The 26,122-nt window shown below is 55.5% G+C and carries 19 protein-coding genes and 1 pseudogene; 11 read left to right on the top strand and 9 right to left on the bottom strand.

What is annotated here, in order from left to right:
- Positions 1 to 3: 3 nt before the first annotated feature.
- Positions 4 to 2,268 (bottom strand): hybrid sensor histidine kinase/response regulator, encoded by a 2,265-nt coding sequence (locus HV243_RS22755; RefSeq protein ID WP_053389714.1) that lies wholly within the window; start codon positions 2,266 to 2,268, stop codon positions 4 to 6.
- Positions 2,269 to 2,382: 114 nt separating this feature from the next.
- Between HV243_RS22755 and HV243_RS22760 the strand changes: the two genes are divergently transcribed.
- From HV243_RS22760 to HV243_RS22785, 6 genes are all read left to right on the top strand, one after another.
- Positions 2,383 to 3,906: a sugar ABC transporter ATP-binding protein gene (locus HV243_RS22760; RefSeq protein WP_016155468.1), complete on the top strand. Its 1,524-nt coding sequence runs from the start codon at positions 2,383 to 2,385 to the stop codon at positions 3,904 to 3,906.
- Positions 3,899 to 4,894, top strand: a complete 996-nt coding sequence (locus HV243_RS22765) for a hypothetical protein (protein WP_016155386.1) — start codon at positions 3,899 to 3,901, stop codon at positions 4,892 to 4,894. The genes HV243_RS22760 and HV243_RS22765 overlap by 8 nt, the downstream gene beginning before the upstream one ends.
- A 29-nt stretch (positions 4,895 to 4,923) precedes the next feature.
- Positions 4,924 to 5,865 (top strand): ABC transporter substrate-binding protein, encoded by a 942-nt coding sequence (locus tag HV243_RS22770; RefSeq protein WP_019077849.1) that lies wholly within the window; start codon positions 4,924 to 4,926, stop codon positions 5,863 to 5,865.
- Positions 5,866 to 5,985: 120 nt separating this feature from the next.
- Positions 5,986 to 6,669 (top strand): D-lyxose/D-mannose family sugar isomerase, encoded by a 684-nt coding sequence (locus tag HV243_RS22775; RefSeq protein WP_053389713.1) that lies wholly within the window; start codon positions 5,986 to 5,988, stop codon positions 6,667 to 6,669.
- Between the two features lie 14 nt (positions 6,670 to 6,683).
- Positions 6,684 to 7,544, top strand: a complete 861-nt coding sequence (locus tag HV243_RS22780) for a ketose 1,6-bisphosphate aldolase (RefSeq protein ID WP_053389712.1) — start codon at positions 6,684 to 6,686, stop codon at positions 7,542 to 7,544.
- Positions 7,541 to 8,545, top strand: coding sequence for a carbohydrate kinase family protein (locus HV243_RS22785; protein WP_094169356.1), 1,005 nt, complete (start codon positions 7,541 to 7,543; stop codon positions 8,543 to 8,545). Before HV243_RS22780 ends, HV243_RS22785 begins: the two co-directional genes overlap by 4 nt.
- Before the next feature lie 14 nt (positions 8,546 to 8,559).
- Here the strand turns inward: HV243_RS22785 and HV243_RS22790 are convergent, their stop codons facing one another.
- The gene (locus tag HV243_RS22790) at positions 8,560 to 9,291 is read right to left on the bottom strand and encodes a response regulator transcription factor (protein WP_019077857.1); all 732 of its coding nucleotides are present in this window, start codon (positions 9,289 to 9,291) and stop codon (positions 8,560 to 8,562) included.
- A gap of 288 nt (positions 9,292 to 9,579) precedes the next feature.
- Between HV243_RS22790 and fdhF the strand changes: the two genes are divergently transcribed.
- A complete protein-coding gene (fdhF, locus tag HV243_RS22795; protein ID WP_081000494.1) occupies positions 9,580 to 11,727 on the top strand; it encodes a formate dehydrogenase subunit alpha in 2,148 nt (715 codons plus the stop codon).
- Positions 11,728 to 11,830: 103 nt separating this feature from the next.
- A complete protein-coding gene (gene yjcO / locus HV243_RS22800; protein WP_016155379.1) occupies positions 11,831 to 12,520 on the top strand; it encodes a Sel1 family TPR-like repeat protein YjcO in 690 nt (229 codons plus the stop codon).
- Between the two features lie 50 nt (positions 12,521 to 12,570).
- Here the strand turns inward: yjcO and gltP are convergent, their stop codons facing one another.
- From gltP to nrfA, 7 genes and pseudogenes are all read right to left on the bottom strand, one after another.
- Positions 12,571 to 13,884, bottom strand: a complete 1,314-nt coding sequence (gene gltP, locus HV243_RS22805; protein ID WP_016155378.1) for a glutamate/aspartate:proton symporter GltP — start codon at positions 13,882 to 13,884, stop codon at positions 12,571 to 12,573.
- A 344-nt stretch (positions 13,885 to 14,228) separates the two neighbouring features.
- The gene (gene nrfG, locus HV243_RS22810) at positions 14,229 to 14,849 is read right to left on the bottom strand and encodes a heme lyase NrfEFG subunit NrfG (protein ID WP_053389710.1); all 621 of its coding nucleotides are present in this window, start codon (positions 14,847 to 14,849) and stop codon (positions 14,229 to 14,231) included.
- Positions 14,846 to 17,057: pseudogene (nrfF, locus tag HV243_RS22820) on the bottom strand (heme lyase NrfEFG subunit NrfF). Before nrfF ends, nrfG begins: the two are co-directional and overlap by 4 nt.
- An 8-nt stretch (positions 17,058 to 17,065) precedes the next feature.
- Positions 17,066 to 18,022: a cytochrome c nitrite reductase subunit NrfD gene (nrfD, locus tag HV243_RS22825; RefSeq protein ID WP_053389708.1), complete on the bottom strand. Its 957-nt coding sequence runs from the start codon at positions 18,020 to 18,022 to the stop codon at positions 17,066 to 17,068.
- Positions 18,019 to 18,690 (bottom strand): cytochrome c nitrite reductase Fe-S protein, encoded by a 672-nt coding sequence (gene nrfC, locus HV243_RS22830; protein WP_016155373.1) that lies wholly within the window; start codon positions 18,688 to 18,690, stop codon positions 18,019 to 18,021. The genes nrfD and nrfC overlap by 4 nt, the downstream gene beginning before the upstream one ends.
- Positions 18,687 to 19,253 (bottom strand): cytochrome c nitrite reductase pentaheme subunit, encoded by a 567-nt coding sequence (nrfB, locus tag HV243_RS22835; RefSeq protein WP_005132587.1) that lies wholly within the window; start codon positions 19,251 to 19,253, stop codon positions 18,687 to 18,689. Before nrfB ends, nrfC begins: the two co-directional genes overlap by 4 nt.
- A 44-nt stretch (positions 19,254 to 19,297) precedes the next feature.
- Positions 19,298 to 20,734, bottom strand: coding sequence for an ammonia-forming nitrite reductase cytochrome c552 subunit (nrfA, locus tag HV243_RS22840; protein ID WP_016155372.1), 1,437 nt, complete (start codon positions 20,732 to 20,734; stop codon positions 19,298 to 19,300).
- 1,150 nt (positions 20,735 to 21,884) lie between these two features.
- Between nrfA and acs the strand changes: the two genes are divergently transcribed.
- From acs to actP, 3 genes are all read left to right on the top strand, one after another.
- Entirely contained in the window at positions 21,885 to 23,843 is a 1,959-nt protein-coding gene (acs, locus tag HV243_RS22845; protein ID WP_016155371.1) for an acetate--CoA ligase, read from the top strand.
- A gap of 236 nt (positions 23,844 to 24,079) precedes the next feature.
- The gene (locus HV243_RS22850; RefSeq protein ID WP_016155370.1) at positions 24,080 to 24,394 is read left to right on the top strand and encodes a DUF485 domain-containing protein; all 315 of its coding nucleotides are present in this window, start codon (positions 24,080 to 24,082) and stop codon (positions 24,392 to 24,394) included.
- Positions 24,391 to 26,040 (top strand): cation/acetate symporter ActP, encoded by a 1,650-nt coding sequence (gene actP, locus HV243_RS22855; protein ID WP_016155369.1) that lies wholly within the window; start codon positions 24,391 to 24,393, stop codon positions 26,038 to 26,040. Before HV243_RS22850 ends, actP begins: the two co-directional genes overlap by 4 nt.
- Positions 26,041 to 26,122: the final 82 nt, after the last annotated feature.

The raw sequence follows: 26,122 nt of genomic DNA on the forward strand, positions 1-26,122 counted from the left end.
ATCTCAATTACGCGAATGCCGCAGCGCCTGCGCCAGTTCTCCCCGGGTGAAGGGCTTACGCAATAACGCCACATCCGGCAGCGCCGGGTTATGCGCCGGACGTAAATCCTGGCCGCTAATCAGCAGGATGTTCAGTTGTGGATAATGTGCCAGCGCATGATTAATCACATCCACACCGCTTAAACCGCCGGGCAGCATTAAGTCGCTGATAAAAATATCAATCTCGGATGAAGCCGCCAGCATATGCATAGCCTGTTCGCCGTTGGCGGCCTCTAACGTCAGGTAGCCCAGCAGGTGTAATTGCTCACATAACGTCTGGCGCACATCGGCTTCATCTTCGAGAACCAGCACCAGTTTTTCACCGCGAGTCGGAGTGTGCTGTGCGATTGTCTCCACCGGTGTCTGCACCGGCACAACCGCGCGAGGAAGCTGCAATCTGACCGTCGTTCCCTGCCCAGGAGCGCTTTCAATCTCCACGCGGCCACCGGACTGGCGCACAAAACCGTAGACCATAGACAGCCCCAGCCCGCTGCCGCTGCCGGTCTGTTTGGTGGTGAAAAACGGCTCGAAGACCTGAGCTTTCACCTCCTGCGACATCCCGCTTCCCTGGTCGGCAACTTCCAGCATCACCATATCCTGCTTACGCCCATCGCTGCGCGTGACCCGCTGATTCCAGGTACGGATTTTAATCGTGCCCGCCTGCCCGTCCATGGCGTCACGGGCATTCATCACCAGATTGATAATGGCGTTTTCCAGTTGGCTGACATCAATCCACGCGGGCCAGGCGGGAGACTGGGCTTCAATCTCCAGCGTCAACGTAGCCGGAAGAGAGTGGCGCATCAGTTCGCCCAAATTTTCCAGCAGCGTTTTCAGCTCCACCGCATGGGGATGCAACGACTGTTTGCGCGAAAAGGCCAGCAGCCGCTGGGTAAGGAGCGCCCCGCGCTCGGCGGCTTTTAGCGCCCGATTGACCCGTGGCGCGTCAGGAGAGTCTGGGTTCACCAGATCCAGGCTGCCAATAATGACCGCCAGCAGGTTATTGAAATCATGCGCTAATCCGCCCGTCAGTTGCCCTACCGCCTTCAGTTTCTGACTGTGCAACAGCGCTTCCTCCAGCCCCTGGCGCTCGGTGCGGTCGATTTCCATCTGGCTGGTTTTTTCTTTTAGCAGTCGGGTGGTGTGCTCCAGCGATGCCGTATTACGGGCGAAGACGCTAAAGGCGCGGGCCAGCTCGCCCAGCTCATCGCGCCGCTGCAGGGCCGGGACGCTAACGTCCGATTCACCATGCGCCAGCCGGGTCATCGCCCGCGAAATGGCCGTCAGGTTAGAACCGAGGTTACGGTAGATATACCAGCCGGCAAAACCGGTGATCACCACCGCCAACAGCGCAAACACCAAAATAAACAACGCGCCAGATTGCAGTTCCTGATGGCTTTGCGCCACCCGCTGTTCGGAGATCAGCGCCACCTGCGAAGCATACCGGTTGATATCGCTGTTGAGGATCGCCACCAGCGCTTTGATATGAAACATATACCAGTTGATCGCCAAATCGCTCTGCTCAAGCGCAGAAGAAAGCGGCTCCAGCTTATGCAACTCCTGGTTGAAGTCGATGAGGATGTTGGTAATCAGCGGATTGCTATTTTGCACAGGCAGCGCGGGCATCACGCCGTCCAGTTGTTTCACCACCGAACGCGGCGTGGGTGTTTCAATGGCGGCAACAATTAAGCGGTCTATCTGCCCCAGCAGCACGTCATCCTGCGCGCCGGTCAGCTTTTGCAGATGACGTAAATAACTTTGATTCTGATACAACGAACTGAGCAAGGCGTTACGTTCCAGATGTCGCCGTTGCCCACGCTGCAGCATACCTTCCACGCTGCTTTGCAGCTCCTGGCTGCGCAGGATAATACGCTCGACCAGCGCCGGCTCCTGCTGCGCCAACGGCGCGGTAGCCAGCTGTTCCAGCGAATGCTTCAGCGCCCGTTGCGTCTCCTGCAGCCGCTCCGCTTCACCTTTGTATTCCAGCGCGCCGACCACCTGCGACAGCCGCACCGCCGCCGTCGCCACGTTCGCCGTATCCCGGGCCAGGTTCATGCTGCCGGTCATGTCGTCAACAGTTTGCTGCTGCACCTGTTCCTGGATTTGACTGGCATGCTGAAACCCCAGCACCGCCACACCGCTTACCATCAGCGTGACCGTCACCACCAGCAGATTGAAGAACAGCAATCGTCCGCGCGCACTGGCGAAAAAGTGACGTCCTGGTTGCGGCATATCACGCTCCGTGAAGAAAAATCGCAATATGACAAATATGAACGGCTTCTGACATTTTGCATTTACATTCCTGTGATGGACTGCTGATATCGGCCACCCCACAGGAGATCCGCTATGAGCAGGACACCGGTTCTGGAGATGCGCAACATTGCCAAAGCGTTTGGTAAATTTTACGCGCTGAAAGGGGTCGATTTAACGGTCTGGCCGGGTGAGATTCATGCCCTGATGGGTGAGAACGGCGCGGGGAAAAGCACCCTGATGAAGATCCTCGCGGGCGCGTATACCGCCACCAGCGGTGAGATCCTGATCGACGGTCAGCCGTTTCACATTCGCGGGCCAAAAGACGCGCTCAGCGCAGGCATCACGCTGATTTACCAGGAGATGCAGCTCGCGCCGAACCTGACGGTGGCGGAAAATATCTTTCTTGGCAGCGAGCTGTCGCGCGGCGGTCTGGTCCAACGTAAAGAGATGGTGATGCAGTCGCAAAAAGTCATCGACCGGCTCGGCGCCCAGTTTAAGGCCAGCGATCGCGTGATGACGTTGACCATCGCCGAACAGCAGCAGGTGGAAATCGCCCGCGCCCTGCACCGTAACAGCCGCATTCTGGTGATGGATGAACCCACTGCCGCCCTCTCCTCACGTGAAACCCACCGCTTGTTTGAACTGATCATGCGCCTGCGCGATGAGGGGATGGCGATTATCTACATTAGCCACCGCATGGCGGAGGTGTATGAACTCTCGGACCGCGTCAGCGTCCTGCGCGACGGGCAATATGTAGGCAGCCTGACCCGAGACAAACTCAACGCCTCTGAGCTGGTGCGCATGATGGTGGGCCGACCGTTAAGCGATTTGTTCAACAAAGAGCGCGATATTCCCTTAGGTAAAGCGCGCCTCAACGTCCACCACCTGACCGACGGCCATAAAGTCCAGCCGTGCAGTTTGCTGGTGCGCTCCGGGGAGATCGTCGGACTTGCCGGGTTAGTCGGCGCCGGGCGTTCTGAACTGGCTCAACTGATTTTTGGCGTGCGTAAAGCCATCGGCGGCATGATTGAAGTAGACGGTGAACCGGTGGTGATCCACTCCCCTCGCGAGGCGATTGACCACGGCATTGGCTTTCTGACGGAAAACCGCAAAGAGCAGGGATTGTTTTTAGAGCTGGCGGCAGCAGAGAACATCACCATGGCGACGCTGGAACGTGACGCCAACTGGGGCATGCTCGATCGCAAAAAGGCGCAGGCTATTTCCGATGACGCCATCCAGTTGCTCAACATCCGCGTTCCGCACGCCCAGGTACGCGCGGGCGGGCTGTCCGGCGGTAATCAGCAAAAGCTGCTGATTTCTCGCTGGGTCGCGATCGGCCCACGCATTTTGATCCTCGATGAACCCACGCGCGGCGTGGACGTTGGTGCCAAAAGCGAGATCTACCGGATCATGAACGACATGGCGCGCAAAGGCGTGGCGATCCTGATGATCTCCAGCGAATTGCCGGAAGTTGTCGGTATGAGCGATCGCGTGTACGTCATGCGGGAAGGCAGCATTGCCGGTGAGCTGAACGGGCAAAGTATTACCCAGGAAAATATTATGACGCTGGCAACCGGCGTGAACGACTCCCATCATCAGGCGGTGTCCCATGAATAATCCAACCACTCCCCAGCAGGTGGCGAAATCCGCCTCCGCGAAAAAATTGCTGATGAGCGATCTGATGCAAACGGTCGGCATCTTGCCGATTCTCATCCTGATAGTGGCGGTATTTGGCTTTATCGCGCCAAACTTTTTTACCGAAAGCAACCTGTTGAATATAACCCGCCAGGCGTCGATCAACATCGTGCTGGCGGCAGGCATGACCTTCATTATTTTGACCGGCGGGATCGACCTCTCGGTTGGCTCGATTCTCGGCACCACCGCCGTCGCGGCTATGGTCGTTTCGCTGATCCCTGAATTTGCCATGCTGTCGATTCCGGCGGCGCTGATGCTCGGTCTGGTGCTGGGGTTGTTTAACGGCGCGCTGGTTGCTTTTGCCGGACTGCCACCGTTTATCGTCACGCTTGGAACGTATACGGCGCTGCGCGGCGCGGCCTATCTGCTGGCCGACGGCACGACGGTGATCAATTCCAATATCAGCTTTGAGTGGATCGGTAACAACTATCTTGGTCCGGTTCCGTGGCTAGTGGTCATTGCGCTGGCGGTGGTGGTGATGTGCTGGTTCATTCTTAGGCGCACCACACTCGGCGTTCATATTTATGCGGTCGGCGGCAATATGCAGGCCGCTCGTTTAACCGGTATCAAAGTGTGGCTGGTGCTGCTGTTCGTCTACGGCATGAGCGGTGTGCTCTCAGGTCTTGGCGGGGTGATGAGCGCCTCGCGGCTATACAGCGCCAACGGCAACTTAGGCATGGGTTACGAGCTGGACGCCATCGCGGCGGTGATCCTCGGCGGTACCAGCTTTGTTGGGGGGATCGGTACCATCACCGGCACGCTGGTAGGGGCGTTGATTATCGCCACGCTCAATAACGGCATGACGCTGATGGGCGTCTCCTATTTCTGGCAACTGGTGATCAAAGGGGCGGTGATCATCATAGCGGTACTGATCGACAAATACCGTACCCGACACCATCAAAGTGCATAACAACAACATTTTACTTCGAGGAATACAGCATGAGATTGAAGCCCTTAGTCACCGCGCTCTGTGCTGGCGCACTGCTTGCTGCAGCTCCGTTTGTGCAGGCAAAAGAACTGAAATCGATCGGCGTTACGGTGGGCGATCTGGCCAACCCGTTCTTCGTGCAGATCACCAAAGGCGCGGAACTGGAAGCACGCAAACTGGCGGGTGATAGCGTTAAAGTGACGCTGGTTTCCAGCGGCTACGATCTGGGACAACAGGTGTCGCAAATCGACAACTTTATTGCCGCCAAGGTCGACATGATTATTCTTAACGCCGCCGACTCCAAAGGCATCGGCCCAGCGGTAAAACGCGCGAAAGACGCAGGGATTGTAGTGGTTGCCGTTGACGTAGCGGCGGAAGGCGCAGATGCGACCATTACCTCCGATAACACCCAGGCGGGTGAAATGGCCTGTAAATACATTACCGACCGTCTGAAAGGGAAAGGCAACGTCGTCATTATCAACGGGCCGCCGGTTTCCGCCGTCCAGAACCGCGTGGAAGGCTGCCAGACCGAGTTTAAACGTCACCCGGATATCAAAGTGCTGTCGTATAACCAAAACGCTAAAGGCAGTCGCGAAGGCGGGCTGGAGATCATGACCGCGCTGCTGGCGGCGAATCCGAAGATCGACGGCGTATTCGCCATTAACGATCCTACAGCGATCGGTGCCGATCTGGCAGCAAAACAGGCACAACGTAGCGAATTCTTTATTGTCGGCGTAGACGGATCGCCAGACGCTGAAGAAGCGTTGAAGCGGGAAAACTCACTATTTGTGGCGACGCCTGCACAAGATCCGCAGGTGATGGCTGCCAAAGCGGTCGAAATCGGCTATGACATATTGCAGGGGAAACCCGCCCCGAAAGAGCCCGTACTGATCCCGGTGACGATGATCGATAAAAACAACGTCGGTAGCTATAAGGGTTGGACGGTGAAATAACCCGCCACAACAACGCCGGATGGCGGCAAAAATGCCTTATCCGACCTACAAGATCGGTATGATTTTGTAGGCCGGATAAGCGCAGCGCCATCCGGCATGATATTAAGGAGGATTCTGCCGATGAAACGTTCCGCTATCAACGAGATACTGGGCCACACGCGCCAGTTTTTCTCTCTGCACGACGTGCATCTCCCCCCTTTCGCCAGTTTCCCGCCGACCCAATGGCGCAAGCTTGATCCCGCCGCCTGGAGCGAAGTTTTCGACCTTAAGCTTGGTTGGGATGTCACCGCGTTTGGCGGCAACAATTTCGCCGCGCAAGGGTTAACGCTGTTTACCCTGCGTAATGGCTCGCCGAAAGGAATGCCTTACGAGAAATGCTACGCCGAGAAAATCATGCATGTTCGCGATGCGCAGGTGACGCCGATGCATTTTCACTGGCGCAAACGCGAAGACATTATCAATCGCGGCGGCGGTAATTTAATTGTGGAACTGTGGAATGCGGGGCTCCGAGAACAAACGGAGGACAGCGACGTGAGCGTGGTGATTGACGGCTGTCGGCAAACCCATGCGGCAGGCAGTCAATTGCGCCTGACGCCGGGTGAAAGCATCTGCCTGCCACCGGGCCTGTATCACAGCTTCTGGGCGGAAGAAGGTTTTGGCGACGTGCTGGTCGGCGAGGTTTCTTCTGTTAATGACGACGACCACGATAACCACTTTCTGCAACCGATCGCCCGCTATAACGACATTGAAGAAGACGAACCGGCGCAGCTGGTGCTGTGTAATGAGTATCGCCTGTTCCGCTAACCAAGGAGCGCATTATGCCGTTGATATCTCTCGCCGATGGCCTTGCCCATGCCCGCGAGCACCGCTATGCCTTAGGGGCGTTTAACGTTCTGGACTCACACTTCCTGCGCGCGCTGTTTGCCGCTGCAAATCAGGAACGTTCGCCGTTTATCATCAACATCGCCGAGGTGCATTTTAAATATATCTCGTTGGATTCTCTGGTCGAAGCGGTCAAGTTCGAAGCCGCGCGGCATGACATTCCGGTAGTGCTGAACCTTGACCACGGCCTGCACTTTGAGTCGGTGGTTCGGGCACTGCGCTTAGGTTTCAGTTCAGTGATGTTTGATGGCTCCACGCTGGAGTATGAAGAAAATATTCGTCAAACCCGCGAAGTGGTGAAGATGTGTCACGCCGTCGGCGTATCGGTGGAAGCCGAACTGGGCGCGGTGGGAGGCGATGAGGGCGGCGCGTTGTATGGTCATGCCGACGAGTCGCTATTTACCGACCCGATGATGGCGCGTGATTTCGTCGACAGAACCGGGATTGACGCGCTGGCGGTCGCCATTGGTAATGCACACGGCAAATATAAAGGCGAACCGGTGCTCGACTTTCCGCGTCTGGACGCCCTTCGCCAGCAGGCGGCGATCCCGCTGGTACTGCACGGCGGTTCCGGCATCAGCAACGACGATTTCAAGCGCGCAATTGAACTCGGCATTCACAAAATCAACTTCTATACCGGCATGTCGCAGGCGGCGCTGTCAGCGGTAGAGACAAGAATAGCGAATCGTCAGCCCCTGTACGACGAATTCGCCGAACTGCTGCTCGCCATTGAAGAGGCCATTACCGATACCGTTTCAGAACAGATGCGTATTTTTGGCAGCGCGGGACGGGTCTGATGGAACGCAGAGGCGTTATCGCCGCAGGCAACATGCTGGTCGATCATGTGCATCAAATCGTGCAGTGGCCGGAACGCGGCTGGCTGGCGGAAATCATCCGTAGCGAACGCGCGACGGGCGGTGCGCCGCTGAACGTACTGCTGACGCTGGCGAAAATGCACACCGGACTGCCGCTGCAGGCGGTGGGGTTAATCGGTCAGGATAGCGACGGCGACTACATCATGGCGATGCTGGAGCAGTATCATGTTAATCGCCAACATGTGCAGCGCACGACTTTCGCCCCCACGTCGATGTCACAGGTGATGACCGATCCCAGCGGTCAGCGCACCTTTTTCCACTCCCCCGGTGCCAACCGGCTGCTGGATCTGCCCGCTTTTGAGCAACTGGATACCTCGATGAAAATCTTCCATCTTGGCTATCTGCTGCTGCTCGACAGTCTGGACATGCCGGATGAGGAGTACGGCACGCGTAGCGCACGGCTGCTGGCGCAAATGCGCGACAACGGCTTTGAAACATCACTGGATCTGGTTTCACGCAAGGGCGACCCGCGCTATCAGCCGTTGGTGATGCCAGCTCTGCGCCATCTCGACTATCTGGTAATTAACGAGCTGGAAGCCGGGGAATTCAGCGGGCTGGAGATCCGCCAGCCCAACGGGGAGCTGCATATTGCGCACATCGCCACCGCTGCGCGCGAACTGCTGAATGCGGGCGTTCGCCAGCGGGTGGTTATCCACTGTCCGGAAGGCGCCTGGGGTGAAGCGCCGGATCTGCCGGGCGTCTGGATCCCGTCACAATATCTGGCGCAGGAGGAGATCGTTGGCAGCGTCGGGGCGGGAGATGCGTTTTGCGCCGGATTTTTGTATGGCTGTCATGAACGCTGGTCGCTGACGGACAGCGTCAGGCTGGCACACGCCTGCGCACGGGCCAGTTTGCTGTGCGCCAACGCGATAGACGGCGCGAAAACGTTGGCAGAGCTAAAAGCCGATATAGCGTCCTTGTAAGCCGGATAAGACGTTTACGCCGCCTTATCATGATGCTGAACGTCGGCGGCAAACACATAGCCCAGCCCGCGCAGGGTTTTGATCAGCATCGGCTGATGCGGGTTGTTCTCTATTTTTCGCCGTAACCGCATGATTAGCACGTCAATGGTGCGGTCAAACACCTCAACGCTGTCGCTGCGCGTCAGTTCCAGCAGTTGTTCTCGGCTAAGTACCCGGCGGGCGTTTTGGGCCAGCGCCAGCAGCAGGCTGTATTCCCCCTGCGTCAACTCCACCTTCAGTTGCTGAGGATTATGTAACTGGCAACCGGCGGTATCGAGATGCCAACCGTTAAAAGAAAGCCCCGTGGTTTGCGGGCTGCCACTTTCTGCCGTTAACACGCCGACGCGTCTGAGTACCGCCTTTACCCGCGCCACCAGCACCCGCGCATTGAACGGTTTACCGATGTAGTCGTCAGCGCCCATTTCCAACCCGACAACCACATCCGACTCGCTGCCAAGCCCGGTCAGCATCACCACCGGTAATCCGGGTCTCATCTTTTGCACCTGCTGCAGCACCATCAGACCGTTAATATCAGGCAACATCATGTCCAGCAATACCAGAGCGATTTCCGGCTGAGTCTCAATGCAGCGCAGCGCCTCCTGCCCGGTGTGACATGCGGTCACTGCAAAGACGTGTTCGCTCAGCACATCCTGTAAAAGCGTGCAGACAGCGATGTCATCATCCACAACCAGTATGGCTGGCTTCATTGTTTTTCCCCATTTCTGGCCAACTTAAATGAGTGTGATTGATTCTGCACAGAGTGACAGCGATAAGGCACAAGGATGTGTGGGAAACATAACCTCGGTCACACTGCCGGGCCGTCACGTATTGGAGATTCGTCACGTCAAATATGACGACAGCCTGTTTTTCGTCAGGGTTTTGCGCAAAATTCGCCCGTAATATCGACTAATGCCCTTGATAAAAACATGGCATAAAAGATGCATAACTCAAGCGACAAGCGCGTATGCGTGATTTGATTAACTGGAGCGAGACCGATGAAAAAAGTCGTCACGGTTTGCCCATATTGCGCATCAGGTTGCAAAATCAACCTGGTGGTCGATAACGGCAAAATCGTCCGGGCTGAAGCGGCGCAGGGGAAAACCAACCAGGGTACCTTGTGTCTGAAGGGCTACTATGGCTGGGATTTTATCAATGATACCCAGATCCTGACCCCTCGTCTGAAAACCCCAATGATCCGTCGCCAGCGTGGCGGCAAACTGGAATCCGTTTCCTGGGATGAAGCGCTTGATTACGTCGCCACTCGTCTGAGCGCCATCAAAGCGAAGTATGGCCCGGACGCTATTCAGACGACCGGTTCATCTCGCGGTACGGGTAACGAAACCAACTATGTAATGCAAAAATTCGCGCGCGCCGTTATTGGTACCAATAACGTTGACTGCTGCGCTCGCGTCTGACACGGCCCTTCGGTTGCAGGTCTGCACCAATCGGTCGGTAACGGCGCAATGAGTAATGCTATCAATGAAATTGATAACACAGATTTAGTGTTCATCTTCGGGTACAACCCGGCGGATTCCCACCCGATCGTGGCGAATCACGTGATTAACGCTAAACGTAACGGGGCGAAAATTATCGTCTGCGATCCGCGCAAAATTGAAACCGCGCGTATTGCCGATATGCACATCGCGTTGAAAAACGGCTCGAACATCGCGCTGCTCAACGCCATGGGTCATGTCATCATCGAAGAAAAACTGTACGACCAGGCGTTCGTCGCCTCCCGTACCGAAGGATTCGAAGAGTACAGCAAGATTGTCGAAGGCTACACGCCGGAGTCCGTCGAAGATATCACTGGCGTTAGCGCACAGGATATTCGTCAGGCTGCCCGTATGTACGCCACGGCAAAAAGCGCGGCCATCCTGTGGGGCATGGGTGTTACCCAGTTCTATCAGGGTGTGGAAACCGTGCGTTCACTGACCAGCCTCGCAATGCTGACCGGCAACCTCGGTAAGCCAAGCGTGGGCGTTAACCCGGTTCGTGGCCAGAACAACGTTCAGGGCGCATGCGACATGGGCGCGCTACCGGATACCTATCCGGGCTATCAGTATGTGAAAGATCCGGCTAACCGCGAGAAGTTCGCTAAAGCCTGGGGCGTGGAAAGTCTGCCTGCGCATACCGGCTATCGCATCAGTGAACTGCCGCACCGTGCGGCGCATGGCGAAGTCCGCGCGGCGTACATTATGGGTGAAGATCCATTACAGACTGATGCTGAACTCTCCGCAGTGCGCAAAGGCTTTGAGGATCTGGAACTGGTCATCGTGCAGGATATCTTCATGACCAAAACTGCCGCTGCCGCAGACGTTATTTTACCGTCTACGTCATGGGGCGAGCATGAAGGCGTCTTCTCCGCGGCTGACCGTGGCTTCCAGCGCTTCTTTAAAGCCGTTGAGCCGAAGTGGGATCTGAAAACGGACTGGCAGATTATCAGTGAAATCGCCACCCGTATGGGCTACCCGATGCACTACAACAACACCCAGGAAATCTGGGATGAGTTGCGTCATCTGTGCCCGGATTTCTACGGTGCCACTTACGAGAAAATGGGCGAACTGGGTTATATCCAGTGGCCTTGCCGCGACACCTCAGAAACCGACCAGGGTACGTCTTATCTCTTCAAAGAGAAGTTCGATACCCCGAACGGCCTGGCGCAGTTCTTTACCTGCGACTGGGTAGCGCCAATCGACAAACTCACTGAGGAGTACCCGATGGTGCTGTCTACGGTGCGTGAAGTCGGCCACTACTCTTGCCGTTCGATGACCGGTAACTGTGCGGCGCTGGCCGCGCTGGCGGATGAGCCGGGCTATGCCCAGATCAACACCGCCGACGCAGCACGCCTGGGCATCCAGGATGAAGAGCTGGTGTGGGTTAACTCGCGTAAAGGCCGGGTCATTACCCGTGCAGCAGTCAGCGATCGTCCAAACAAAGGCGCGATTTACATGACCTACCAGTGGTGGATTGGCGCATGTAATGAGCTGGTAACCGAGAACTTAAGCCCGATTACCAAAACGCCGGAGTACAAGTACTGTGCCGTTAACGTTGAACGCATTGCCGATCAGCGCGCTGCCGAGCAGTATGTCATTGATGAGTACACCAAGCTGAAAGCCAGCCTGCGCGAAAGCGCGATGGGTTAGTCCGTTTACGTAACTGTTCTGCAACAGCCTCCGCCCGGAGGCTGTTTTTTTATCCATACGATCTCTTTATACTGTTCATTCCGTACCCTAAATAAAACTCAAAATGAAACAACTCATTGCATTGATGTTCTTTATGACATTCTTTGCCCATGCCAGTGATACTGAGCCAGGAAGCCAGTACTTGCAGGCCGCTGAGGCAGGGGATCGTCGCGCACAGTACTTTCTTGCCGATACCTGGTTCAGTTCGGGCGATTTGAGCAAAGCCGAGTATTGGGCGCAAAAAGCCGCCGACAACGGCGATGCCGACGCCTGCGCGCTACTGGCGCAAATCAAAATTACGAATCCGGTCAGTCTGGATTACCCCCAGGCTAAAACGCTGGCGGAAAAAGCAGCCAAAGCAGGCAGTAAAGCGGGAGAACTTACCCTGGCGCGGATTCTGGTCAACACCCAGGCTGGACGTACCGATTACCCTAAAGCCATTACCTTGCTGCAAAACGCCTCCGAAGACCTGGAAAATGACTCCGCCGTCGACGCGCAAATGCTGCTCGGCCTGATTTACGCCAACGGCGTGGGCATTCCCGCTGACGATGAGAAAGCGACGTGGTATTTCAAACGAAGCTCAGCCATTTCCCGCACCGGTTATTCCGAATACTGGGCAGGGATGATGTTCTTAAACGGTGAACAGGGTTTTATCGTGAAGAATAAACAGAAGGCGCTGCACTGGCTGAATCTGAGCTGTATGGAAGGATTCGATACCGGCTGCGAAGAGTTTGATAAGTTAACAAACGGGTAATGATTTGCATTGCCGGATAGCGCTACGCTTATCCGGCAAGCTGTCATGAATTACTGATTAGCGGTCTTATCAAATCTACCCAGCACGTCGCGCTCATAGGCCAGCGCTTTCTTGCGGTCAAATTTGTGTTCCCACTTGGCGATAACCAGTACCGCCAGCGCATTACCCACCACGTTCAGCGCGGTACGCGCCATGTCGAGGATACGGTCAACACCGGCGATAAACGCCAGGCCTTCCAGTGGGATCCCCACGCTGCCCAGCGTAGCCAGCAGCACCACGAATGATACGCCCGGCACACCCGCAATCCCTTTTGAGGTCACCATCAGCGTCAGCACCAGCACGATTTCCTGCCACAGCGACAGGTCGATACCGTACAGCTGCGCGATAAAGATAGCGGCGATACTCTGGTACAGAGTTGAACCATCAAGGTTGAATGAGTAGCCGGTCGGCACCACAAAGCTGGTGATTGAAGCGGGCGCGCCATAGGCTTCCATCTTCTCAATAATACGCGGCAGTACGCTCTCGGAGCTGGCGGTAGAGTAAGCCAGAATCAGCTCGTCTTTCAGAATGCGGATCAGGATCCAGATGCTCAGACCGCAGATGCGCGCCACGATCCCCAGCACCACCAGCGCGAAGAACAGAATGGCGAAATGCACCAACAGCACCAGCTTCGCCAGCGGCCACAAGGAGGCAAAACCGAAATTCGCGACGGTAACGGCAATCAGCGCGAAAACACCGACTGGCGCGTAGCGCATAACCATGTGAGTGACTTTAAACATGGTTTCGGAAATAGAGCGGAATACGGTAACCAACGGCTCGCGGTGAGTTGCCGGCAGGGAAGACAGACCTAAACCGAACAGCACCGAGAAGAAGATAATCGGCAGCATATCGCCTTTTGCCATCGATGCGACGATGTTGGTTGGCACCAGTGACAAAATTGTCCCCATCAGGCCATGCGCGTGGCTCTGTACTTCTGCGGTCGTGCTTTGATATTTCGAAATATCCACGGTCGCCAGTTGCGACATATCCACCCCGGTGCCTGGCTGGAACACATTCGCCAGCGTGATACCCAGGATAATCGCCACGGTGGTGATTACTTCGAAATAGATAATAGTTTTGGCGCCAATACGGCCCAGCTGTTTTGCATCGCCGACCCCGGCGATACCGACAACCAGCGTAGAGATAACAATGGGCACCACAATCATTTTGATCAGATGGATAAAGATATCGCCCGCCGGTGACAGCAGGTTTACAACCAGCCATTCGCGGCTGTCACTATGGTAATGCAGGTAACTCCCCAGCAGAATGCCCAGCACCATAGCGATCAGAATCTGCCATGCCAGGCTGACTTTCAAATTTTTCATAACAACGGACTTCCTCGATGGAGCGCTATTCCACATGCGGTGTGTGGTAATAGTACATACTGAAAGGGTATGAATTGTGTTGCGTTCGTTTATGGAGTTTTTTAACGCTTATTATCATTATCATTTGCGTACTGTCTCGCGCAACCCTCCAGGAACAGAGCCTTCAGCTGAATTTATGCATAAAAATGCAATTTTATCGGGGTATCAATGAATAACTTTTTGTTATAAAAGAATTTTAATATGTTCAAAAATGAAGAAGTCATGGCGTGAGTTTTTTTTGCTCATTTGTTCGTTCGCCTGTTTTTTAAACAGGCCAAATGATACAAATCACAAAAGAAACAAATTTATTTTTGCCGATTCTGCAACAACTTCGCCATATTAATAGAGTCAATGAGCTGTGCCCGGTTCACCCTCGGCGAGTTTAAATCCATAACTTTTTGCCACACTGAAATGGCCTGGGCGTAGTCTGCCTGCATAAACGCATCTGAGGCTAACAGCATCAGCGCAGTGACCTCTGTCGGGTCCAGCGCCAGAGCCTTATCAATCATCTCGCGAGTGGGCGGTGTCATATGCTGCCCGGCCTGGTAATACAATACCGTTGCCAGCGCTGAATAGATCTCAGCATTTTCACCCCCTACACGCAGCGCCTGCTCGTAGGCCAGCAGCGCATTATGATACGCGTTTTGCCAAAGATAGTACTCACCGAGTTGCGCCCATTTCACACCGTCCTGTGGATTAGCACGAATTTGCGATTGCAGCAAAAGCAGCTGTTTTTCCTGAATATTTTCATCAGTGAACGCATGTAATGGGTCCGCCAGCCGCGTCTTTTCCTGACGCACCGCCTGCCATTTTGGCGTCAACAGGTAACCTCCGATGCAGGCCATAACCATCAGCACCGTCGCAGCGGTCAGCCACTTCACGGGGAGTGGGCGTAACGGCGCAGGGGAATGGTTGGACTGGCTCATTGCACATCCTCCTCTACGCGCTGACGCCTTCTCACCCGCCAGACCACCACGCCCACCAGTAATAACAGCAGGCACGGCAACGCCCACAGCAGCAGCGTTTGCTCATTCAACGGCGGGTTGTAGCGCACAAAATCACCGTAGCGATCGGTCATCCACGTCGTTATCTCGGCTTCACTTTTCCCTTCCGCCACCATGCTATAAACCTGGTGGCGCATACTGACCGCTACCGGCGCATTGGATTCCAGCAAGTTTTGGTTTTGACACTGTGGACAGCGCAGTTGACTGGCAATAGACAACGCTTTTTCCTGTTGTTGTGGGTTGGCAAAAGTCCATGTGTCCACAACCTGGGCATGTGTCGCGAAGGCGATGAAAAACAAAATGATAGCTAAGAGTAAACATGTTCTGCCGGATGGCGCTGCGCTTATCCGACCTACCGTTTTCACACCCCGTTCGCCGCCATCCGGCAACGCGTTGATTAGTTTATGCATCGCGCTTTCTCCCTCGCCATCCGCTCAGCAGCGCACCACAGACCATTAACAGTCCCCCGCCCCAAATCCAGCGCACGCCGGTCTGCACGTACAAGCGCATGGCATAACGGTCCGGTCCGGTTTTTTCGCCGATTACCGCATACCAGTCATGCATCAGATTCCAGCGGATCCCCGGCTCCATCATCTGTTGACGGCGCGCGGCATAGAAGCGTCTTTCAGGCTCCAGGCTGCCAATGCGTTTCTCATTCTGCCACAGCGTGATCTGCGCTTTTTCACTGGTGTAGTTACCTTTTGCTTCCAGGTCGAGACGCTCAAAACGAAAAATATAGCCCGCCAGTTCCACCTGCTGCCCGGGGCTCAGATTCAGGCTTATCTCCTGACGACTACCGCTGGAAAAGACGATCCCAGCCGCAAACACCAGCACCCCGGCATGCGCCAGCAGTGCCGGAAGCTGGCAACGCACAGACACTTTGCGGCTTCTGATCGTCGCCAGCACGATAACCAGCAGCATCAGCAGGCCAAAGGGCAGCGTAGCACGGTTAAAGTACGGTGCGCCCACGGAGAGCCGCCCCCAGCCGAACAACCCGTAAATCATCGGGTAAAGGGTGCCAATCAGCACAATCAGCAGCACCGCGCAAAAAAGTAATAGCGCGACCAGAATCAGCATCTCGCGCGACCAGCCGCCAAAACGCGCATTCTGGCGGACTTGCTGTCCCCGCCAGGCATACAGCCCGAGCGATGCCAGGCTCAATACGGTAAACAGCGCAAACAGCGGCGTGGCGCGGACGTTATCCAGCGCAAAAGCGTGCACGGAAACGAGAATGCCGGAACGCACAATCAGCGTCCCCAGCAGCGATAAAATCAGCGTGACGATCGCCAGCAGCAGCGACCAGTGGCGGAAGATCCCACGTTGGCGCGTGATGAACAGACTATGCAGCAGCGCACTGGCGGAAAGCCAGGGTAATAAGGAGGCATTTTCTACCGGGTCCCAGAACCACCAGCCGCCCCAGCCCAACTCACAGTAGGCCCACCAGGAGCCGAGGATAATCCCCAGCGTCAGCGCACACCAGCCAGGCAGCGCCCAGCGCCAGCACACCCCGGCGCTCTGCGCATTAAAGTCACCGCGCAGCAGCGAGGCCAGCGCCACGCCTGCCGCCACCATCAAGCCACCGTAACCCAGGTACAGCAGCGGCGGATGGAGGATTAACCCGAGATGTTGCAGCATCGGGTTAAGGTCGCGCCCTTCAATGGCTGGCGGGAAGATACGCACGAACGGATCGGACCATACCACCACAAACAGCAGCAGCAGGGCCGTTATCAGTGCGAGGACGCTGAGCGTTAACGGAAACAGCAGGTCGGAATCACGCCGATAGCGCAAGGCGAACAGCGCGCTCCAGCCGGAAAGAAACAGCACCCACAGCAGCAGCGATCCTTCATGCCCACCCCACACCGCCGCCAGTTTTAATCCCCACGGCAGCAGGCTGTAGCTATGCTGAGCAACGTAGACCACCGAAAAGTCGCTGGTCAGAAAGCAGAATATCAGAATGGCAAAGGCCAGCAGCAGCAGCGAAAATTGCGTCCACATGCCCACGCTTGCCAGGCGCATTACGCCTTGCCAGCGCTGGCGGACACCCACCAACACGGCAAGCGGGGTCAACACGTTGACCCCGAGGCTTAACAACAGTGCCAGAAAACCGGCTTCAGGAAGGAGAACGTCCAGATATCACCTTACGCAACGGTTAGCTGACCCGCATAGAGAATAAAAAAGCGCAGCAGCAGTACGCCGGTCAGGCTGGCGCCGCACACTGCCAGCACGCCATGAAACGTCGAACTGCGGTTGGCCCAAGGTTTTAGCAGCATCGGCAGTATCAGCCCAAGCCCGGCCACGCCCAGCCAGAACCACCAGGTCCAGAATCCGCCGCCCAGTGCCGCCGCCAGCGCGCGCATTTTGCCGTCATCGCCCAGCGCCAGACCGACGAAAAACGCCGCCAGCAGGAAGATCTCCAGCCATACCACCGGGACTTCCATGCGATGCACAAAGTGCGCTTCGGTACTGTGCGGATTGCTACGATGACGTAACGCCATGGCGATCAGCGCCACCGCCGCGCCGGAGGAGATCCCGGAGAACAGAAACAGCACCGGCAGGATCGGGTTATTCAGGAACGGGTAGGATTTCAGCGCCGACAGCAGAAAACCGGTGTACGCCCCGAGCAGGACCGCCAGCACCAGCATTAACGTCTCCAGCGCGCGATGAAACGGCGCAATCAACGTCAGCATTTTCTGTACGATCCCTAATCGCGGCAGCCAGCTCTGTTGCAGAGCAATCACCTCTTTTTCAAAGATTTTTGCCAGCCACAGCACCAGCACCACCATGTACAACTGGAACAACATGACTCCCATCGACATCACCGAAGTGAAGCTGTAGTGGAACATCAGTTTCCAGAAGGTCCATGGACGCGTCAGGTGGAACACCAGAATCAGCAGACCGAAGATAATCGCCCCCGGCCCTAACACCAGCGTAGTGCGTAGCAGCGTGCTGTCAGAACCGCCCGCCTCCGGATGGAAACGACGCAGCAGAATCGCCAGCGTGACCAGTCCGGCGGAGATGCCAATCAGGAACAGATAGATGGCAATGGGCCAGTCCCACACCAGTGATTCAAAATGAAATGCAGAAGCGGATGTCATTGGCTCACCTCCCCAAATTTAAAGGGAACGCGGTAGACCTTCGGTTTTGTGCCCAACGCCAGCTTGTAACGGTAGGTGGTTTTCTGCAGCAACAAGCGGGAGATATCGCTGTTGGGATCGTCCAGATTACCAAACGTCAGCGCCTTCGTCGGACATGACTCAACGCAGGCGGGCTGCTTGCCCGCTTTCAGATTGGTTTTCCGACAGAAATCGCATTTATCCGCCGTTTTGCTAACCGGATGGATAAAGCGCACGCGATAAGGACACGCGGCGATACAGTACTGGCAGCCAACGCACAGGTCCGGATTCACATCCACAATACCGCTGGCGGCATCGCGATACGATGCCCCCGTCGGGCAGACGTCAACGCAGGGGGCATGGTCGCAATGCTGGCACGAATGACGGAAGAAGCGATACTTCACATCAGGAAACGTCCCCTGCGGCTCGCTGCGAATAATCGTCAGACGCGATACCCCTTCCGGCACGTTGTTTACTTCCCGACAAGCATCCATGCAGGCCGTACAGCCGATGCATAGTGACTCATCATGTACCATACCGTAACGTACGCCGTTGATGTTCAGCGTCTTCGCCACAACGCGTCCCGCCGTCCCGCTCACTGCCACCAGCGCGCCGACGCGGGTGATAAACTGGCGACGAGAGCAACTCATGGATGCTCCTTAAGCAACGGAACCGACGCCGGGTTAAAGTTCGGATTGTTACGCTGATCGCTGTGGCAATCGACGCAAATCTTGATCCGTCCTTTATCACTTAGCGTCTGCATCGTGTCTTGCTTCGGATGCAGTGAGTGACAGCTGGCACACGCCACTTTGGTTACGTGGACATCGTGTGGCCAGAACGCTTTTTGTAGCTGCTCAGGCAGGTGGCAGGACATACAGACGCTGTTCTGCTGTTCAACGTTGTACATCGGCTCATTAAAGCGCATCACATCCTTCACCCCTTCACGGTGGTTCGGTGACGGCTGGCCGTGACAGTTGGTGCAGGTGACCGGCAGTTTGTTATTCGGGTTGATGACTTCTGCATGCTTACCATGCATGCCTTCGGTATCTGGCTTGTGACAATCCAGACAGGCGGCATCCGGATTACGCTGTTGGGTAACCGTCCAGCGTTGATCCGACTCCTGCGGCGTTGGCGTGGCAGTGATTCCACTCAGGCTCCAGAACAAGCCTGACGCCAGCACCCCAGCAGTTAATAACGAACGTAATACGCTCATATTCACTCCGTTGAGTTATCCGCCCCTGACGGGGCGAAATGGGGTTATTGGCTTAACAGACCGTTTTTACGCGCCTGATCTTCCCACTGCGGAATCACCGTTTTGATGAAGTCCTGCTTCTCAGCATTGATTTGCTGCATGTTCAGACCAATCGCCGCCTGGGCTTTCTCTTTGGTAGAGATATCCGGTAACGGGATTTCATGGGTGATGCCTTTGGTCGCCAGCAGACGGACCAGTTTGGTACGCGCATCGGCGGCTTTATCCATGGCGCTACCCAGCATCCGCAGACCCTCTTCCGGAGCGTGCATGTGAATACCGTGTGAGGCGATAGACAGGTCCCAGCGCCATTGTGCGTGACGGATATCTTCCAGAATCGGCTTCATTTCCGCTTCAGTCGCACCCGCATCCCATGCGGCTTTCGCTTCGAAGTGCGCATGAACCAGCTGATCTTCGACCTTGATTTTCAGGTCATGAATAGCCTGTTTACGCTCGGCGACCACTTTTTGCAGGGACGCTTTATCCTGGGTGTGGCAGTTCGCACAGGTCTGAGCAAAGTTATCGAACGGGTTACCAATCTTATGGTCGGTGTAGATCTTGCCTTCCGCGTTTTGCACTTTCGGCATGTGACAGTCGATACAGGTCACGTTGTTCTTGCCGTGAATGCCCGCGCTCCAGGTTTCATATTCCGGGTGCTGCGCTTTCAGCATCGGCGTTTTCGACAGGGAGTTGGTCCAGTCAGAGAAGGCGATGGTGTCGTAGTATTTCTCCATGTTCTCGACTTTCATGCCCTCGTCCCACGGGAACTTAACGGCTTTGTTTTTACCGTCGAAGTAGTATTCCACGTGGCACTGACCGCAGACCATGGATTGCTGATCAAAGCGACCGGCTTTCTCAAACGGTTTGCCGATTGCTTCCATCGCGCGTTCTGCATAAGGACGCGACAGCGTCAGCTCTGGCTTGCCTTTGGCGAAGTCTGGTGACGCAGTGTTATGGCAATCTGCACAGCCGAGATTGTTAACAATTTCCGGACCGCCGCGCGCCCATTTACCGTGGAAGTAGCCATCTTCACCATCTTTCTGGATCAGACGCGCTACGTCCGGGCTTTTACAGCTCCAGCAGGCCATCGGCAGCGGGCCGTCTTCAGCCGTTTTTGGGGCGCCGGTACGTAAGGTTTCACGTACATCGGTCACGGCATAGGCGTGTCCACGCGGTTTGTTGTAATCGCGCGAGAATGGATATCCCGCCCACAGGATCACCAGACGCGGATCTTCTGCCAGCGCATCTTCACGGGCTGATTGCTCAGACGTGGCTTTCCAGGAGAGATATTGATCGGGATGCTGAGGAGCGAAGGTTTCATTCTTCGCTTCAACGGTGACGGTTTTTGCGGGTACAGGAGTTTGTTCAGCGTGAACAGCAGAAATAAATAATAAAGGTAATAACAGGCTGAAGAAACGGCGTACGCGTGATTTTATCCTTGCCATAGGGGTCTCATCCAGATGACGCCATTATCTGCAATGGCGGTTCTTTTATTGTTTTCCATAACAGCAACCACACGAATACTGTCATGACATTGCTCCACCCTATTTGTAACAAGAAACCACACTGAAAATGTTGTCTTTAATCAATTGTAAGTGTATGTAAAATACCACTTTAGAGTTATACGCCCCCCTCTAACCTCTAATACTTGTCAGTTAACGAGGATGAGTGACACATACGGAGGTAATGAATCCGTTGCCTCCGGCGTATTGCTACGTTCACCTCATGTTTGTCACTTCTCTGAGGCAATACGACCTGTGAACGTGTTAAGGGTACTATCGCCGTACCCTTAACAATCCCGGCTCCCGGCGGGAAAATTGCCACTTCGTGGTCCCCTCCGTTTATTCCTCCAGGCTACCGGGCCGGGCGCGAGGTAGCCTCCCTGCAAAACGCGCCCTGAACCCGCATCCCTGCGGGTTCTCCCGGCCTTACGGAAACACGTCGGCAATTTTCAGCCGGACCAGCCCACACCTGACCACCTGCGTTTTTTATCTGAACAGCAAAAAAGATTTAACTGGAAGTCAGTGCGTTGCAGCGATGACCCCGGTCCGGCTGAAAATCGATGAGGCGTTGACGGCTGACCGGGTTTGCCCGCAGGGATGCGGGCAGAGGGGACGGCCTGCAGGGACGCAGGCTCGGCCCCGACCCGACAGGCAGACGGCATAAGACGAATGAATCGCGCAGCGACGATTTTCCCGCCGGGAGCCAGGGATGCAAGGGAGGCGGCGGTGAGCCTCTCTTGCACGTTCACAGGTGTCTGAGCCTCATAGAATTGATATTGCTGAGGTGAACGGAACCCTGAGCCGGGATCACATGTTCTGCATAATGCTTAACTAACTGGCATTACCCTCTGCCCCTCACTCTTTTGTCTAATTCAGAGATAGATCACCTTTTCAATAATCCTTTAGATAACTACATGTTATCGCGAGATTTAATCAATTTTTGCTAGTTCCCTTCAAAATTAAGTTTGCCGCTAATTTGCACAATTCGTTTATTGCGTGATCTGCCGCGCAAATACTAAACAAAACTCTCAAAGCCCCTACATTTAACGTTTATGAGACATATTATTAACATCCTACAAGGAGAACAAAAACCATGAGCCAAATACATAAACACGCTATTCCCGCAAACATTGCGGATCGTTGCCTGATAAACCCGGAGCAGTACGAAGAGAAATACCAGCAATCCGTTAACGAACCCGACACATTTTGGGGCGAGCAGGGAAAGATACTTGATTGGATCAAGCCGTACAGCCAGGTGAAGAACACCTCCTTCGCACCGGGCAACGTGTCGATTAAATGGTACGAAGACGGCACCCTGAACCTGGCCGCAAACTGCCTTGACCGCCATTTACAGGCAAATGGCGATCGCACCGCCATCATCTGGGAAGGCGATGACGCCACCCAAAGCAAAAACATTACTTATCGCGAACTGCATCGCGATGTTTGCCGTTTCGCCAATACGCTACTGGATTTAGGCATTAAAAAAGGCGACGTAGTGGCCATTTATATGCCGATGGTGCCGGAAGCGGCGGTTGCTATGCTGGCTTGCGCCCGCATTGGCGCGGTGCATTCGGTCATCTTCGGTGGTTTCTCACCAGAGGCCGTCGCCGGACGTATCATCGACTCCAATTCACGTCTGGTGATCACCGCCGACGAAGGCGTGCGCGCCGGCCGCGCCATCCCGCTGAAAAAGAACGTCGATGATGCGCTGAAAAACCCGAACGTGAAAACCGTGGAACATGTGGTCGTCCTCAAACGTACCGGTGGAAAAACGGAATGGCAGGAAGGCCGTGACCTGTGGTGGTCCGATCTTATCGAGAAAGCCAGCCCAGAACATCAGCCAGAAGAAATGAACGCGGAAGATCCGCTGTTTATCCTCTATACCTCCGGTTCAACCGGCAAGCCAAAAGGCGTGCTGCATACCACCGGCGGATATCTGGTCTATGCCGCAACCACCTTTAAGTACGTGTTTGACTACCATCAGGGCGATATCTATTGGTGTACTGCTGACGTGGGTTGGGTAACCGGGCACAGCTACCTGCTGTATGGTCCGCTGGCCTGCGGCGCAACCACGCTGATGTTCGAAGGCGTGCCAAACTGGCCAACCCCGGCGCGTATGTCGCAGGTTGTGGACAAGCACCAGGTCAATATTCTGTATACCGCGCCGACCGCCATCCGCGCCCTGATGGCAGAAGGTGATAAAGCGATTGAAGGCACTGACCGCTCCTCGCTGCGTATCCTGGGTTCCGTTGGCGAGCCAATTAACCCCGAAGCATGGGAGTGGTACTGGAAGAAGATCGGCAACGAAAAATGCCCGGTCGTCGATACCTGGTGGCAGACCGAAACCGGTGGATTCATGATCACCCCGCTGCCGGGCGCCACCGAGCTGAAAGCGGGTTCCGCAACCCGTCCGTTCTTTGGCGTACAGCCTGCGATTGTCGATAACGAGGGTAATCCGCTGGAAGGCGCGACCGAAGGCAACCTGGTGATTACCGACTCGTGGCCGGGCCAGGCGAGAACGCTGTTTGGCGATCACGAACGCTTTGAGCAGACCTACTTTTCTACCTTCAAGAATATGTACTTCAGCGGCGACGGCGCGCGTCGTGACGAAGATGGCTATTACTGGATCACCGGTCGTGTGGACGATGTGCTGAACGTCTCTGGCCACCGTCTGGGAACGGCAGAAATCGAATCGGCGCTGGTGTCACATCCGAAGATCGCCGAGGCCGCGGTGGTGGGTATTCCGCATAATATTAAAGGCCAGGCGATCTACGCCTACGTCACGCTGAATCACGGCGAAGAGCCGTCACCTGAGCTGTACGCCGAGGTGCGCAACTGGGTACGTAAAGAAATTGGTCCGCTGGCAACGCCAGACGTGCTGCACTGGACCGACTCACTGCCGAAAACCCGCTCCGGCAAAATCATGCGCCGTATTCTGCGTAAAATCGCGGCGGGCGATACCAGCAATCTGGGCGATACCTCGACCCTCGCCGATCCTGGCGTGGTAGAGAAACTGCTCGAAGAGAAGCAGGCCATCGCGATGCCATCATAACCATAACCGTGAAATGCCCGATGGTGCGCGGCTTATCGGGCCTACAAATCCTACCCCTACCCCTCCCCTGACCGGGAGGGAAAATATAATAACCCACCCCAAAGGATTTCGCGTTGCAGGAAGGCGGCAAGCGAGCGCATCCCCAGGAGCATAGTTAACTATGTGACTGAGGTGGGCGAGTGCGGCCAACACACTTGCAACGTGAAAGACGAAGGGGGCCTCTGGAGAACTCTGTGATGAATGACTCTATTTATCAGCGGATAGAAGACAGTGCGCGTTTCAGGGAGTTAGTTGAAAAAAGGCAACGGTTTGCCACCATTCTGTCCATCATCATGCTGGCAGTTTACATCAGCTTTATTTTACTGATTGCCTTTGCGCCTGGCTGGCTGGGTACGCCGCTACACGCGGGAACCAGCGTCACCCGGGGTATTCCGATTGGGGTCGGTGTGATCCTCATCTCCTTCATCCTGACCGGGATCTATATCTGGCGGGCAAACGGTGAATTCGACCGCCTGAACAATGCGGTTCTGCACGAGGTTAAAGCATCATGAAGAGAGTCCTGACGGCGCTTGCCGCCACGCTGCCCTTCGCCGCAAACGCGGCGGATGCTATTAGCGGTGCAGTCCAACGCCAGCCAACCAACTGGCAGGCGATTGTCATGTTCCTGATTTTCGTCATCTTTACGCTCGGTATTACTTACTGGGCGTCTAAGCGCGTACGTTCGCGTAATGACTACTACACCGCCGGCGGTAACATCACTGGTTTCCAGAACGGGCTGGCGATTGCGGGCGACTATATGTCGGCGGCATCGTTTCTCGGGATTTCCGCGCTGGTGTTTACCTCCGGTTATGACGGGCTGATCTATTCACTCGGCTTCCTGGTCGGCTGGCCAATTATCCTGTTCCTGATTGCTGAGCGTCTGCGTAACCTGGGTCGTTACACCTTTGCAGATGTTGCTTCTTATCGTCTGAAGCAAGGACCAATCCGTATTCTGTCGGCCTGTGGTTCTCTGGTGGTGGTCGCGCTGTATCTGATCGCCCAGATGGTCGGCGCAGGTAAGCTGATTGAGCTGCTGTTTGGTCTGAACTATCACATCGCCGTCGTACTGGTTGGCGTGCTGATGATGATGTACGTCCTGTTTGGCGGCATGCTGGCGACCACCTGGGTACAGATCATCAAAGCCGTTCTGCTGCTGTTCGGCGCCAGCTTTATGGCCTTTATGGTGATGAAGCACGTCGGCTTTAGCTTCAACAACCTGTTCACCGAAGCAATGGCGGTACACCCGAAAGGTTCAGCCATTATGAGCCCGGGCGGACTGGTAAAAGATCCGATCTCCGCCCTGTCGTTAGGTCTCGGCCTGATGTTTGGTACGGCAGGCTTGCCGCACATCCTGATGCGCTTCTTCACGGTCAGCGATGCCCGCGAAGCGCGTAAGAGCGTGTTCTATGCCACCGGTTTTATGGGTTATTTCTACATCCTGACCTTTATCATCGGCTTTGGCGCGATCATGCTGGTAGGCGCTAACCCGGCGTATAAAGACGCTGCTGGCGCGCTGATCGGCGGTAACAACATGGCGGCGGTTCACCTGGCGAATGCAGTGGGCGGCAACCTGTTCCTGGGCTTCATCTCAGCCGTGGCGTTTGCCACCATCCTGGCGGTGGTTGCAGGCCTGACGCTGGCGGGCGCATCGGCCGTTTCTCACGACCTGTATGCCAACGTGTTCCGTAAAGGCGCAACCGAACGTGAAGAACTGAAGGTGTCGAAAATCACCGTACTGGTGCTGGGCGTGATTGCCATCCTGCTCGGCGTGCTGTTTGAGAACCAGAATATCGCCTTCATGGTAGGTCTGGCGTTTGCTATCGCAGCCAGCTGCAACTTCCCGATCATTCTGCTCTCCATGTACTGGTCAAGACTGACCACGCGTGGCGCGATGTTGGGCGGCTGGTTAGGTCTGCTGACGGCGGTGGTGCTGATGGTGCTTGGCCCGACGATTTGGGTCCAGATCCTTGGTCACGAAAAAGCCATTTTCCCGTATGAATATCCGGCGCTGTTCTCCATCAGCGTAGCGTTCCTCGGGATCTGGTTCTTCTCTGCTACCGATAACTCAGAAGAAGGTAATCGCGAACGCGAGCAGTTCCGTGCTCAGTTCATCCGTTCCCAGACCGGGTACGGCGTAGAACAAGGTCGCGCGCACTAACCACTCCTCCTCTTCCCCGGTCATTTTGGCCGGGGAAGACGTTCAGCGAATCATCCTGGATTCTCATCCGTTATCAAGCGAC

Origin of the sequence: Citrobacter sp. RHBSTW-00599, from assembly GCF_013784065.1 — a bacterium.
Classification (GTDB): domain Bacteria; phylum Pseudomonadota; class Gammaproteobacteria; order Enterobacterales; family Enterobacteriaceae; genus Citrobacter; species Citrobacter braakii.